Origin of the sequence: Bacillus sp. 3103sda1 (genome assembly GCF_024159135.1) — a bacterium.
GTDB lineage: Bacteria > Bacillota > Bacilli > Bacillales > Bacillaceae_G > Bacillus_A > Bacillus_A rhizoplanae.
The window spans coordinates 3,550,347-3,564,822 of the sequence record NZ_JAMYWS010000001.1 but is presented as its reverse complement, the minus strand read 5'-3'; the positions used below and the strand labels follow the sequence as shown (position 1 = coordinate 3,564,822).

The 14,476-nt window shown below is 37.1% G+C and carries 13 protein-coding genes and 1 pseudogene; 10 read left to right on the top strand and 4 right to left on the bottom strand.

The genetic code is table 11. The features are described from left to right. The first annotated feature begins 62 nt into the window (after positions 1-62). The 7 genes and pseudogenes from NKR74_RS17895 to NKR74_RS17865 all read left to right on the top strand — a co-directional run bounded on the left by NKR74_RS17895 (position 63) and on the right by NKR74_RS17865 (position 8,627). Complete coding sequence (locus NKR74_RS17895) at positions 63-1,898, top strand: bifunctional homocysteine S-methyltransferase/methylenetetrahydrofolate reductase (RefSeq protein ID WP_253630410.1); 1,836 nt, start codon at positions 63-65, stop codon at positions 1,896-1,898. Beyond that, the gene (metH, locus tag NKR74_RS17890) at positions 1,895-5,296 is read left to right on the top strand and encodes a methionine synthase (RefSeq protein ID WP_253630409.1); all 3,402 of its coding nucleotides are present in this window, start codon (positions 1,895-1,897) and stop codon (positions 5,294-5,296) included. Before NKR74_RS17895 ends, metH begins: the two co-directional genes overlap by 4 nt. A gap of 34 nt (positions 5,297-5,330) precedes the next feature. Then, a complete protein-coding gene (locus tag NKR74_RS17885; RefSeq protein ID WP_253630408.1) occupies positions 5,331-6,389 on the top strand; it encodes an undecaprenyldiphospho-muramoylpentapeptide beta-N-acetylglucosaminyltransferase in 1,059 nt (352 codons plus the stop codon). A gap of 85 nt (positions 6,390-6,474) precedes the next feature. Then, positions 6,475-6,697: pseudogene (locus NKR74_RS17880) on the top strand (DUF3966 domain-containing protein). A gap of 74 nt (positions 6,698-6,771) precedes the next feature. After that, on the top strand, positions 6,772-7,143 hold the full coding sequence (locus NKR74_RS17875) for a group-specific protein (RefSeq protein WP_253630407.1): 372 nt from the start codon (positions 6,772-6,774) through the stop codon (positions 7,141-7,143). Further along, on the top strand, positions 7,143-8,120 hold the full coding sequence (locus tag NKR74_RS17870; RefSeq protein ID WP_253631176.1) for an HD domain-containing protein: 978 nt from the start codon (positions 7,143-7,145) through the stop codon (positions 8,118-8,120). The genes NKR74_RS17875 and NKR74_RS17870 overlap by 1 nt, the downstream gene beginning before the upstream one ends. A 15-nt stretch (positions 8,121-8,135) precedes the next feature. Further along, positions 8,136-8,627: a hypothetical protein gene (locus NKR74_RS17865; protein WP_253630406.1), complete on the top strand. Its 492-nt coding sequence runs from the start codon at positions 8,136-8,138 to the stop codon at positions 8,625-8,627. Positions 8,628-8,640: 13 nt separating this feature from the next. On the opposite strand, the gene NKR74_RS17860 is transcribed toward NKR74_RS17865, so the two are convergent. Next, a complete protein-coding gene (locus NKR74_RS17860) occupies positions 8,641-8,958 on the bottom strand; it encodes a hypothetical protein (RefSeq protein WP_098307740.1) in 318 nt (105 codons plus the stop codon). 400 nt (positions 8,959-9,358) lie between these two features. On the opposite strand from NKR74_RS17860, the gene NKR74_RS17855 reads away from it, so the two are divergent. Further along, positions 9,359-9,574 (top strand): DUF3912 family protein, encoded by a 216-nt coding sequence (locus NKR74_RS17855; protein WP_230574934.1) that lies wholly within the window; start codon positions 9,359-9,361, stop codon positions 9,572-9,574. 51 nt (positions 9,575-9,625) lie between these two features. Here NKR74_RS17855 and NKR74_RS17850 read toward each other — a convergent pair whose 3' ends face one another. From NKR74_RS17850 to NKR74_RS17840, 3 genes are all read right to left on the bottom strand, one after another. Further along, positions 9,626-11,020: an L-cystine transporter gene (locus NKR74_RS17850; protein WP_098307738.1), complete on the bottom strand. Its 1,395-nt coding sequence runs from the start codon at positions 11,018-11,020 to the stop codon at positions 9,626-9,628. A 107-nt stretch (positions 11,021-11,127) separates the two neighbouring features. Continuing rightward, complete coding sequence (locus NKR74_RS17845) at positions 11,128-11,370, bottom strand: DUF2626 domain-containing protein (RefSeq protein WP_098307736.1); 243 nt, start codon at positions 11,368-11,370, stop codon at positions 11,128-11,130. Positions 11,371-11,483: 113 nt separating this feature from the next. Further along, the gene (locus tag NKR74_RS17840) at positions 11,484-12,182 is read right to left on the bottom strand and encodes a helix-turn-helix transcriptional regulator (protein WP_098307734.1); all 699 of its coding nucleotides are present in this window, start codon (positions 12,180-12,182) and stop codon (positions 11,484-11,486) included. Positions 12,183-12,405: 223 nt separating this feature from the next. Here NKR74_RS17840 and comGA point away from each other — a divergent pair, with 223 nt between their 5' ends. Both comGA and comGB read left to right on the top strand, forming a co-directional pair. After that, positions 12,406-13,449, top strand: coding sequence for a competence type IV pilus ATPase ComGA (gene comGA / locus NKR74_RS17835; protein ID WP_253630405.1), 1,044 nt, complete (start codon positions 12,406-12,408; stop codon positions 13,447-13,449). Beyond that, positions 13,442-14,476 carry a competence type IV pilus assembly protein ComGB gene (gene comGB, locus NKR74_RS17830; protein ID WP_253630404.1) on the top strand — a complete coding sequence of 345 codons (1,035 nt, stop codon included), beginning with the start codon at positions 13,442-13,444 and terminating at the stop codon, positions 14,474-14,476. Before comGA ends, comGB begins: the two co-directional genes overlap by 8 nt.

Sequence of the window (14,476 nt, the reverse complement as noted above, 5' to 3'; positions counted from 1 at the left end):
ACTGTCCCCCTCTTCATTGAGAAGAGGGGGGTTTTTATATTGAAAAGAAGAGAGGGAGATATGTGAAATTACTAGATTTATTGCAACGAGGAATTGTTATTGGGGACGGGGCAATGGGAACATTGTTACACTCTCATGGTTTACAAAGCTGCTTTGAAGAATTGAATTTATCTGAGCCGGATCGGATTATTTCGATTCATAAACAATATGTTGCAGCCGGAGCAGATGTTATTCAAACAAATACATACGGAGCAAATGAAGGAAAACTTCGCATGTATGGACTGGAGGATCGCGTAAGAAAAATTAATCGTGCCGCTGTAAGACATGCAAAAGCAGCTGTGACAGAAAAAAATGTAATTGTTGGAACAATCGGTGGTATGAAACACATTGGAGCAGTTACAACGACTGATATGGAACGAGAATTTATGCTCTTAGAGCAAGCAAATGCCTTACTAGAGGAAAATGTTGATGGGCTATTATTAGAAACCTTTTATGATGAATTTGAATTGCTTCATGCAGTGAAAGTATTACGAAAGCAAACAAACGTCCCTCTTATTGCACAGCTTGCTCTTCACGAAGCTGGTACAACTCAAAATGGAAATAGTGTAGATGGTGTATTGAAGCGGCTTATAGAGTATGGTGCAAATGTGGTCGGATTAAATTGTCAATTAGGGCCGCTTCATATGATCGAATCTTTTAAAACAATAGCAATTCCTGAATATGGTTATTTATCTGCATATCCAAATGCCGGTCTTCCTAAATATGTAGAAGGTCGTTATGTATATGAAGGAAGCCCTGCTTATTTTGAAGAGATGGCGCCAGAATTTATTAAGCAAGGAGTTAGGTTACTTGGTGGTTGTTGCGGTACAACCCCTGCTCATATCGAAGCAATGAAGCGGGCACTTAAAAATGAGCGTCCTGTAACAGCTAAAGAAGTTGTAAAGCGTGCAGAAGTAATAGCAACGAAGCGTGTAAATACAGTGAATCGAATTACATTAGCAGAAAAAGCGAAGAAAGAAACGACAGTGATTGTTGAGCTTGATCCGCCAAAAACTTTGGATACGCAACGGTTTTTCGAAGGAGCAAAAGCGTTGAAGCGTGCGGGAACAGATGCTATTACGTTAGCAGATAATTCCTTAGCATCACCACGTGTATCAAATATGGCGATGGGTGCGTTATTAACAAAGCATGATATTCCTGTATTGACCCATTTAACGTGCCGTGATCATAATGTGATCGGGCTGCAGTCTCATTTACTTGGATTAGCAGCGCTCGGTATGGAGGAAGTATTGGCATTAACAGGGGATCCAGCACGCGTTGGTGATTTTCCGGGTGCAACATCTGTATATGACCTTTCTTCTGTAGAGCTTATTAAAATGATTAAAGAAATGAACAATGGGCGTTCTATTTTAGGGAAATCAATTGGAGCAGCTACTCATTTTTCAGTGGGCGGAGCCTTTAATCCGAATGTAAGACATATAGAAGCAGCTGTAAAACGCATGGAGAAAAAAATTGCAGCTGGCGCTGAGTATTTTTTAACGCAGCCCATTTATGATGCGGCAGTCATTCGAAACGTATATGAAGCAACGAAGCATATCGAGCAGCCGATTTTTATTGGCATTATGCCACTTGTAAGTAAACGAAATGCAGATTTTCTACATTTTGAAGTACCAGGTATTACTCTTCCAGAAGAAGTGAGAAGGCGTATGGACGGGCATAGAACGTCAGAAGAAGCAGTGGCAGAAGGAATTCTTATATCTCAAGAGTTAATTGATGTCGCGATGGAATTATTTAACGGTATTTATTTAATTACACCATTTTTAAAGTACGAAGTGACAGAAGCACTTGTTAGGTATATTCAAGCAAAGAAAGAGCAGAAAGAAGGAATAAATGTATGAGACCAATCGAGGAAAGATTGCAGCAAGAAATTTTAATTTTAGACGGTGCAATGGGAACGATGATTCAACAAGAAGACCTTTCAGCTGCAGATTTTGGTGGTGAAGAGTATGAAGGCTGTAATGAATATTTAGTAAAAACACGCCCAGATGTTATTATACATATTCATAAAGAGTATATCGAAGCAGGAGCAGATATTATTGAAACGAATACATTTGGTGCAACGAACATTGTACTAAGTGATTATAATCTCTCTCACTTAGATGAGGAGTTAAATGAAAAAGCAGCTCAATTAGCGAAACGAGCTGTAATAGAGAGCGGCAAAGAAGTATATATAGCAGGTGCGATGGGGCCAACGACAAAAGCGATTAGTGTTACGGGTGGGGTGACGTTTGAAGGACTTATTGAAGCATATACAAGACAGGCGCGCGGGTTACTGCGTGGTGGAGTAGATTTGTTACTTGTAGAAACAAGTCAAGATATGAGAAATGTAAAAGCAGCCTGTTTAGGAATTGAAAAGGCATTTATCGAGACAGAGAAAAAAGTTCCTCTTATGATTTCCGGAACAATTGAACCGATGGGAACGACGTTAGCTGGGCAAACAATTGAGGCATTTTACTTATCGGTAGAGCATATGAATCCATTATCAGTAGGGCTAAACTGCGCAACAGGACCAGAGTTTATGAGAGAACATATTCGTTCACTTGCAGAGTTATCAGAGTGCTATATTTCTTGTTATCCAAATGCTGGGCTTCCGGATGAAGACGGTCATTATCATGAATCGCCGCATTCGCTTGCATATAAAGTGAAGCAGTTTGCAGAAGAAGGTTGGGTCAACATTGTTGGTGGGTGTTGCGGAACGACGCCAGCACATATTCGTGCGATGAAAGAGACGTTGCTATCATTTCAGCCACGTGTGAAGCAAGAAAGAAAAGGGCATGGAATTAGCGGGCTTGAAGCGTTGCAATATGAAGATGCAATGCGCCCGTTATTCGTTGGGGAGCGTACGAATGTAATTGGTTCACGGAAATTTAAACATCTTGTTGCAGAAGGGAATTTTGAAGAAGCAGCAGAAGTAGCAAGGGCACAAGTAAAGAAAAATGCCCATATTATCGATATTTGTATGGCAGATCCAGATCGTGATGAAATAGAAGATATGGAGAATTTCCTGCAAGCTGTGACGAAAGTATTAAAGGTGCCAATTATGATCGATTCGACAGACGAACAAGTTATGGCGAGAGCTCTTACTTATTTGCAAGGAAAAGGAGTGATTAACTCCATTAACTTAGAAAATGGAGAAGAGCGTTTTGAAAAGGTGATTCCGCTTATTAAACAGTACGGAGCCGCTATTGTTGTTGGAACAATTGATGAAATTGGTATGGCGGTAACGGCCAAGCGGAAGCTAGAAATTGCAAAAAGAAGTTATGAGTTATTAACAACAAAATACGGCATACGTCCATCTGATATTATTTTTGATGCACTTGTATTCCCTGTTGGAACAGGTGATGAAGAATATATCGGTTCAGCGGCGGCAACAATTGAAGGTATTCGGCTTATAAAAGAAGCGATGCCCGAGTGTTTAACGATATTAGGTGTAAGTAATATTTCGTTTGGTTTACCACCAGCAGGACGCGAAGTATTAAATTCAGTCTTTTTATATCATGCCACAAAGGCAGGCTTAGATTATGCAATTGTTAATACTGAAAAACTAGAGCGCTATGCCTCTATTTCTGAAGAAGAAAAAGCATTAGCAAACGCTCTTTTGTTTGAAACAACGAAAGAAACGTTAGAGAAGTTTACAAACTTTTATCGAAATGTGAAGCAGAAAGAAGTCGTAGCAGCTGAAACGTTAACGCTTGATGAGCGCTTATCTCATTATATTGTTGAAGGAACGAAGCAAGGATTACACGATGACTTGCAAGCTGCGCTTGATGAAGGAAGAAAGCCGCTTGACATTATTAACGGGCCGCTTATGGCAGGAATGGATGAAGTAGGACGCTTATTTAATAATAATGAGCTGATTGTTGCAGAAGTGTTGCAAAGTGCGGAAAGCATGAAAGCGGCGGTTGCTTATTTAGAGCCATATATGGAGACAAATGATAGTGCGAAGAAAGGGAAAGTATTACTTGCTACAGTAAAAGGGGATGTACATGATATCGGTAAAAATTTAGTGGAAATTATTTTATCGAATAATGGATATGATATTGTGAACCTCGGTATTAATGTACGATCTGACCGTATTATTCAAGAGGTAAAAGAACAAAATCCTGATATTATTGGATTATCAGGATTACTTGTTAAATCTGCGCAGCAGATGGTGACAACAGCGGAAGATTTAAAAGCAGCAAATATCGATGTTCCCATCGTTGTCGGCGGAGCTGCGCTGACGCGGAAATTCACAGAAACGCGCATTTCTCCTTCTTACCAAGGACTTGTCTTATACGCAAGCGATGCGATGACAGGGTTAGATCTTATCAATCGTCTGCAACACGAAGAGGAACGCGAAAAGATGCGTGAAGAAAAAGCGAAGCGCCACTTACATATTGTTGCAAAAGAAGAGAAAAAAGTAGTAGAGGTACCAGTTCAAATTGAAAAATTACCGCCAGTGCCAGTGATTGTACCAGATTCTACAAAACGTGTCGTTCTCCGCGATATTCCAGTAGCACATCTTGCTCCGTTTTTAAATCGACAAATGTTACTTGGTCATCACTTAGGTTTAAAAGGGAATGTAAAAAAGTTGCTGCAAGAAGGGGATAGAAGGGCTCATGAACTGAATGACTTAATAGATGAATTGCTTCGTGAAGGAGAATCGTGGTTGCGTCCGAGCGCTGTATATCAATTCTTTCCTGCACAAAGCGAAAACCAAGATATTTTAATTTATGACCCGAAAGACCCAACGCGTGTATTAGAGCGGTTTACATTCCCAAGACAAGGGAAGGCACCGCACCGGACGTTAGGTGATTATTTACGACCGGTTGGAGATGAAATGGATTATGTTGCTTTTTTAGCTGTAACAGTTGGAAAAGGCGTACGCGCCGTAGCAGAAAGGTGGAAAGAGCAAGGTGATTATTTGCGCAGCCATGCTATTCAATCGCTTGCCCTTGAACTTGCAGAAGGCTTAGCTGAAAAAACGCATATGCTCATACGTGATCGCTGGGGATTTCCAGATTCATCAAACATGACGATGGAAGAGCGGTTCCGCACAAAGTATCAAGGAATTCGCGTTTCTTTTGGCTACCCTGCATGTCCGGAACTTGCTGATCAAGAAAAATTATTCCGTCTCATTTATCCAGAAGAAATTGGGATTTCCTTAACTGAAGGGTTTATGATGGAACCAGAGGCTTCTGTTACAGCAATGGTGTTTGCTCATCCAGAAGCACGTTATTTCAGTGTGTTATAATCTAAAGTAAAACTTCTATAAAAGGAGACTTACTGTGAAGACGATTATATTTACAGGCGGAGGTTCTGCTGGTCATGTTACACCTAATTTAGCGCTTATACCGCATTTTCAAAAGAGTGGGTGGAACGTGTGCTATATTGGTTCGCATAATGGAATTGAAAAGACCATCATTGAAAAAGAAGGGATTCCTTATTATGGTGTAGCAAGTGGAAAACTTCGCCGTTATTTTGATTTAAAAAATATTAAAGATCCCTTTCTTGTGATGAAAGGGGTTATGGATGCGTATGTACGCATTCGGAAATTAAAACCAGATGTTATTTTTTCAAAAGGTGGTTTCGTATCTGTACCAGTTGTAATTGGCGCATGGTTAAACCGTGTTCCTGTTTTTTTACATGAATCTGATATGACACCGGGGCTTGCAAATAAAATTGCTCTTCGCTTTGCTTCAAAAATATTTGTTACGTTTGAAGAAGCGAAAAAACATCTACCAAAAGAAAAAACAGTCTATACTGGTTCACCTGTGCGAGAAGAGGTTTTGCAAGGGAGTCGTAATAAAGGACTGCAATTTTTACGGTTCACTGCATCAAAGCCAGTTATTACGGTTATGGGAGGCAGTTTAGGAGCACGACGCATTAATGAAGCAGTGCGTGGTGCATTGCCGAATCTTCTTCAAACGTATCAAATTGTTCATCTGTGCGGGAAAGGAAATCTCGACGAAAAGCTTGAAAGTATGCCAGGATACAAGCAGTTTGAATATGTTCATGGTGAACTGCCAGACATATTAGCAGCAACAGATATTGTCATTTCTCGTGCAGGGTCCAATGCGATTTTTGAATTTCTAACACTGCAAAAGCCGATGTTATTAATTCCGCTTCCGAAGTCTTCGAGCCGAGGCGATCAAATTTTAAATGCACAGTCGTTTGAAAAACAAGGATATGGACGTGTGTTATTTGAAGAAGATTTAACGGAAACGTTACTTGTTGAATATGTGGAAGAATTGTATAAACATCGTTTGCAGTATAAAAGATCTATGCAGCAGTATAACGGACAAGAAGCGTTGCAAACGATTATTGATTACGTAACGAAAGCATGATTTCATAGAGATCATGCTTTTTAAATAGAGATAACAGCATACTTTATGTTACAATAACATAGATTTGACAGGGGGATTCTAATTGTTGACGCGTGAAAATACGGATGAGATTAGGAGTGACTACGTTGGGGCTAAGTCTCTATGAAAATATTGCTCTAGTTGTTTGTTTAGTATTATATATTGGTAGTATTATAGTTTATATGGGCCGGAATTTTTCACAAGAACGAAAACTAGAAAAATCAGAAATTAAAGCTGAATTAGATATGTTAAATGATAAAAGCAATCAAAAAGTAAAAAGAGAGTTATAGTTGTAAGCGTCCTCTTTTTTCATGCGTACGAAGGATTTCCCGTCTATTTTATATATAATAAGGAGAGAAGTAGTATGAAATTTTATATTACTTCAACCTTTACAAATAAACCTCTTGTCCGCCCTAATAAACTAAAACAAGCAGGGTGGATTCATACATATGATTGGACAAAAAATGAAAAAGCGACAAGTGGATTACAATTAAGAGATATTGGAAAAGCAGAAAAACAAGCTGTGCGTGACGCTGACGTTTTTCTGCTTTTATTAGATAGAGGAAAAGAGAGTTATACAGAATTTGGAATGGCACTTGCTTGGGATGAAAAGGTATATTTGTATAGTGAAAATCATTCTTTAGATACAACGTTTTACCATTTACCAGAAGTACATATAGTTGAAGGTAGTATAGAAGAATTTATTCAACAAGTGTTAGAGGGGGCAAAAGTTTGATTACAATTAATGATACTATATATGGTGAACATCATATAGATGGCGTGCTCGCGGAACTATTGCAATCAAAAGCAGTGCAGCGTCTAAAGAAGATTCATCAAGGTGGTGCAAGCTTTCTCGTGAATCCAACGTGGAATGTAACACGTTACGAGCACTCTGTTGGCGTTATGATTCTTGTAAAAATGTTAGGTGGTAGTGTAGAAGAACAAATTGCCGCCTTGCTTCACGATATATCCCATACAGCATTTTCTCACATTGTGGACCGCGTATTAGAGGAGCAAGATGAAGATTATCATGAACAAATTTTTATGGACGTTATTGAAGCTTCAGATATTCCATCTATTTTGCAGACATATGGCTATGATTATAGAATGATTGAGAAATGGGAACAATGGACGTTATTAGAACAACCTCTGCCAAATTTATGTGCAGATCGTATGGACTATACGTTACGGGATCTATACACATATGGAATGATTTCAAAGCAAGAAGTGTGCTCTTTTTTAGAAGACGTAACAGTTCATAACGGACAAATATGTTTACAGTCTGTACAGGCAGCAGAATGGTTTACAGAAACTTATTATAAAGAAACGATTGATTTCTTTTTACATCCGTTGACGTCATACGGTTCTTATATATTAACAAAGGTATTACAAGAGGCGCTGCAAAAGAATATTTTGGATCTATCTGATTTTTCAGCCGATGATGAAACGGTATTACATATGTTGCGAAATAGTGGAGATAGTGAAATTGAGAAGATGCTTAGTTCCTTACATTCAAAAGTAGAATTAGAAGAGAACGATACAGAATACGACATTTGTTATAAGGGCGGAAAAGCACGATTAATTGATCCGTTTGTTTATAGAAATGGTAAGATGCAAAGAGCGTCTATCGTATCTCCATTTGTTAAACAGTGTAATGAGAAAGCGAAAAAGCAATTGAAAAAACGTATATATTTAAAAATAAAGAGTATATAAAAAGGAGATATAAATATGCAGTTAGAACAAGGGTGGAAAACAAACTTTCTAACAGTTGTACAGCAAAGTGAATATAAGAAAGATGCACTTTTAGCACAATTACTATTTGAAGATGGAGAAGAGGTAGAAGAACTCGTTGATGATTATGGGTATGAAGAGATTATAAATCGTGAACATGATGATGAACTGGAAGAGATCTTAGGCGAAGAGTTATTTTATGAACTTGAGCGTAACGTTTTTGTATCATCGCAGTCAAAAGAGAAGTTTATTTCCTTTATAAATGGTTTAGGATTTCATCTATTAGATTGTATTGTGTTGTTGGAATCAGAATTTAGTGTAGATAGTGCGACGTTTTCATCTGATGCAGTGAAAAAAATGGAGAAGCGTTTTCATAAGTTTCCTTATGTGGAAGGTGAACAAACGATTTTTGATATGGCATTAGAAGAAGCAGTTGAATTATTAGAGAATGCGTCAGGTCTTCAAATTAAAGAAAACATGAATGTATAAAGAAAGAACGTGCTTAGCACGTTCTTTTTTGTATACGTTCTGCGCTTTTATATTGCTTTTCAATGATTGTATTTAAATACTCAACCTTTCGTATGCAAGATTGTATATGCTTCTCGACTTCTTGCAATTCTGTAAGGTGATGTGTTTCAATAGGATGGATTTGTACGCTGAATTTTTCAAATTGAGCGCTATATGTTATTTCTGCATAACCGCTCATAATATCTGTCTCGTTGTGAAACAAATATTGTTTTGTTTTTTCACAATATGCTGCATTTTGAAATCCATATGATTTTAAGGTTTCGATGATTTTTGTAATGATTACTGTATTCATTTTTTTTCCTCTTTAAGAAATTCGATTTTATCTCGCTACTTTTGGGCAGTAAGACCCCCACTGATGGAAATTTCAATTTATCTCGCTATTTGCGGACAATAAGCCCTCTGCCTCAAGACTGTGAGAAAGTCAAAAAGGTAGTGAAGAATAAAGGCCTACAAAAAACGATGTGTGAAATTGATTATTAGTGAAGTCCCCACTAATCGGAGTTTCACTGTATTAGTATAACATGAGTATATTTTAGAAAGCGCTATCAATGTGTTTCTAATATGAATTTTTATGTATATTTTATACAATTAAAACAAATGAAAAATAATTGTAATAAAGCAAAAAGTAGGAGACTCTTTCATTGTTTCATCATATATATACAGAAATGGAGCAAATGAAAGAGGTGAAGATGTTGAACTTTGATATTACAGGACAAAAAGCATATGTAAAAGATGGGCCGTATCGGAATCAAATTGGAATCGTAAAACGAAATGATACGGAGAGCATTACAAAATATGCGATTGTAATTGACGATATGAATATTGATATTGAATTAAAAGATATTGTTTTAATTGATGTAGATGTTCGGCAATTTCATGATTGGTGTGAAGAACATGGGTATTTGTAAAAAATAGATTATACAAATAAGAAAATCCCCTGAATGTTCAGGGGGTTTTTCTTATAATGCAACTTCTTCAGTTTTATTGACTGTTTCATTGTACGTATTTACATCTAATTCTCCGAGCCATTTGCTAGAAATCAAACCAGCTGTCATAGAACCGCTCACATTTAAAGCTGTGCGTCCCATATCAATTAATGGTTCAACAGAGATTAATAGAGCGACAATTCCAATTGGTAAGTTCATTGTAGAAAGTACGATGAGTGCTGCAAATGTTGCTCCGCCTCCGACACCAGCAACGCCGAATGAACTAATCGCAACAACGGCAATTAACGTTAAGATAAATTGCGGTTGCAACGGATCGATACCAACAGTTGGTGCAACCATCATCGCAAGCATTGCAGGATAAATACCGGCACATCCGTTTTGACCAATTGATACACCAAAGGATGCCGCAAAGTTTGCAATTCCTTCTGAAACGCCTAGTTTTTCTTTTTGCGCTTCAATATTTAATGGCAGTGTACCTGCGCTTGAGCGTGAGGTAAACGCAAATGTTAAAACAGGGAATACCTTTTTCAAATATTGGATTGGATTTAAACCAGAAAGAGCGATAAGTAATAAGTGAATAATAAACATAACAATGAGTGCTACGTAAGACGCTAATACAAAATTTCCAAGCTTTAAAATGGCCTGGATATCACTACCTGAAACTGTTTTTGCCATAAGAGCAAGTACGCCATATGGAGTAAGACGTAAAATTAATGTCACCATCCGCATTACGACCGCATATACGGCATCGAGCATCTTTTTAAATTGTTCTGCCTGTTCTGGATATTTCTTTTTCACTCCTAAGAAGGCAATCCCAATAAACGCTGCAAAAATGACAACAGAAATTGTTGATGTTGGACGAGCACCTGTTAAATCTAGAAATGGATTTGCAGGGAGTAATTCTAATAATTTTTGCGGAATGGGTGTTTGTTCCATGGAAGTGAATTTTTCTTCCACTAATTTTAAGCGAGCTGTTTCTGCATCACCTTGCTGCAAGCCAGTTGCTTGCACATCAAAACCAGCGCTTGCAGCAATTCCGACTGCAGCAGCAATTGCCGTTGTAAGAAGTAAAATACCGATAATAAAACCGCTAATTTTACCAAGATTATTTGTTAGTTTTAATTTTGTAAACGCTGAAAGAATAGAAACTAAAATAAGCGGCATAACGATCATCTGTAATAACTTAACATAACCGCCTCCAATTAAGTTAAACCAATTATTAGATTGGATAATGACTTCAGAAGTTGGTTTATAAAAAAATTGTAAAATAAGTCCGAATATAATTCCGAGTCCGAGTGCGGTAAATACACGTTTATTAAAAGAAACGTGCTTACGCTGCATATAATATAACACGCTGACTAATAGGAGCATAATTACAACGTTTATGCTAACTAACAATGTATTCATACTGTTTTCCCCCTTCAAATCTGTTACATACAAATATATTCCAATAAAACCTATAAGTCAACTATGAAATGAGTTAAATATAAAAAAAAGATGGCGTATATGCCATCTTAATGTCCTATTCCTGGTGTAAGAAGGAATGTCGTATAGTATGTAAATCCAATGAAGAAAACTGTTAAATATGCGCCGAATACATAAATGTACATGCGCTCTGTTAATTTTAAATAACTTAAAAGTACAAAAAATCCTGTTTGTCCTAAAAACAATAGTGCTGCCCCATACAAATCCCCTAGATAAAACATGACTGAAAAAATACCAGTCCAAAAGCCGAGAACGCGAAACATGCGCTCCATCCCATTCCCCTCCTTCTATATGAACTTAATACTTCTTTTATTATAATGCACTTTTCTAACTATTGTAAACATTTGCAAAATAATAAGAAGCCAGTATAATCTGGCTTCTTATTTTACATATGAAGATGATAATTACAAGATTTACAACCTGTTTCTAGCATATTCTCATTGCGGGTTAATTCCATGTTCGGGAATAAAATTTCAAAGATGCCTGTCATCATATCGACGTGCATGTTGCAAATTTCTTTTGGATGGTGAATGGCAACTTCTTTAAATGGACAATTGTATACATCATAGAAAATTTTTGTTTCATCAATGCTTAATTCAAATGTCGGAGATAATCCGGCTGTTGTTAAAGCTTCTTTCGCAATTTGTATTTTTTGTTCTACTGTTAATTCATTTTCGCTAATGTTTAGCCGATGTAGATGTTGTTCCATTAATTCTTTACCAAACTTCTTACCTGTGTCATATAGTGCTTTTTCACCGATTTCACCTAAGCTAAGCAATGTATTGCATGCAATTTGTGCTAACAATTGATAATCACGAAACGGAAACTGCAGTTGAATCACATCGTCTGATAGTGCGTATAACCGGCTTGGTCTGCCACCTTTACCTGTTTTTTTTGTTTCTGATTTTAACATATTTACATCTTCTAGCTTAGAGAGGTGTAAACGCGCAACATTTGGATGAATATCAAATTCATCAGCAATTTCTTGTACAGTAACTTCATTATGTTTTTGAGAAATATATTGATAAATATAATAGCGTGTTGGATCAGATAGTACATTTGTAATTTTTAAAGCTTGTTCCATGAGGATCGCCACCTTTATTGGTTTATCTGAGATAACAACATTATAATATAGATAATGTTGTATAATAATGGGTTTTGGTAATGATTCATTAATTGTTCATAATTTCACATACTTTTTGTTATTTTTGTTTAGAAAATTGAAAAATTTCATGATAGAAATAGAAAATTCCTCATTTTTCTTTTCATGATGGCCATGATATATAAATAGTGAGGAGGGGATAACAGTGAATGCTGTCGAACAGTTTGCTGACACAATCATGAAAGAAGCATGCCGGTTGCGTGCATCAGATCTTCATATTGTGCCGCGTCATGAAGATGCTGTTGTGCAATTGCGTATTGGAAAAGATTTAGTAACAAAGCACTGTATTTCAAAAGAGTTTTGCGAACGGCTTGTATCGCACTTTAAATTTTTAGCAGCTATGGATATTGGTGAAAGGAGAAAGCCGCAAAATGGTTCATTGCAGATGAAAGTTAATGAGGAGGAAGTATACTTACGCCTTTCTACTTTACCAACTATACATCATGAAAGTTTGGTCATTCGTATGCACTTACAAACGGCGGTGCCAAACCTCTCGCATCTCTCATTATTCCCAAGTTCTGCGAAAACACTTCTATCTTTTTTACATCATTCGCATGGATTAATTATTTTTACAGGACCAACTGGGTCAGGAAAAACAACAACGATGTATGCCCTTTTAGAAGTAGCGAAGAAGGAACAGACTCGCCGCATTGTTACGCTTGAAGATCCAGTTGAAAAGAAAAAGGACGGGTTATTACAAATACAAATTAATGAAAAAGCTGGTATTACGTATGCAACTGGATTAAAAGCAATTTTACGTCATGACCCGGATATTATTTTAGTAGGAGAAATCCGAGATGAAGAAACGGCAAAGGTGGCGGTTCGAGCAAGTTTAACAGGCCATTTAGTTATGACGACATTGCATACAAATGATGCGAAGAGTGCAGTATTACGCTTAATGGATTATGGCATTACCCTTCAAGAAATTGAACAATCGTTATTAGCGGTAGCGGCACAACGATTAGTGGAATTGAAATGTCCATTTTGCAAAGGAAAATGCTCACCGTTATGTAAAAAAATGCGTCATGTACGCCGAGCAAGCATTTATGAATTATTGTACGGTTATGAGCTGAAAGAAGTCATTCGGGAAGCGAATGGAAAACAAGCAATGTATCAATATACAACGCTTCAAGATGAATTAAGAAAAGGATATGCACTAGGGTTTATTGAAGAAGATGTTTATGTTTAAACATGAGAGGTGGCGGTTACATGAACAAGCTTTATTGCTGCGAAGGCTTGGCGAGCTCTTAGAGAAAGGGTATTCTTTATTACATGCATTAGAATTTCTTCATTTCCACTTAAATCCTCATAAACAAATACAGCTTCAAGATGCTGCTGAAGAATTTAGAAAAGGAAGTAGCTTGCATGACGTGTTCTATAAACTTGCATTTCATCCAGACATTTTAAGTTATTTATTTTATGCAGAGCAGCATGGTGACATTTCCTTTGCGTTGCAACAAGGAAGCTCACTACTCAGCAGAAAAGATAAACATCAAAAAAATATGATGAAGATATTGCGTTATCCACTTTTTCTTTCCTTGTTTCTATTAGGAATCCTCTTCGTATTTAATATGGTGCTTCTTCCGCAGTTTTCAACTTTATATCGTTCACTTCGCGGGTCCTCTTCTTCATTTACAGATGATATTTTAACGTTTATTCAAGTCCTTCCGTATATAATGGGTGGAGTTGTTTTGGCAATTGGTATTGCAGTGCTTATATATATGGTGTATGTAAAGAGGTTGCACCCGGTTAGGAGAATGAATATTTTTATGCGAGTGCCTCTTATAAAACAGTTTTTTATGTTAACAAACTCACAATATTTTGCAGTCCAATTAAGCGGCCTTTTGCAAGGCGGGTTATCTATATTAGAAGCGCTCGCGTTAATGAAGGAACAAAAGCATCATCCATTCTTTCAATGCGAAGCTCTCAAAATAGAGGAATTATTAACGATAGGCGAACATCTTGATTTCATTATGATGGATCGGCCTTACTACGAACGGGAGCTTTCTTATATTATTAAACATGGACAAGCAAATGGGAATTTGGCGGCTGAGCTTGCCGATTATAGTGAAATGATAATAGAAAAGATGGAAGAGAAAATTAATCGTATTTTATTTGTTGTGCAACCTCTTTTATTTGGATGTATCGGAATGGTTGTTATTCTTATGTATTTGGCGATGATTATGCCGATGTTTCAAATGATGGATTCTATTTAG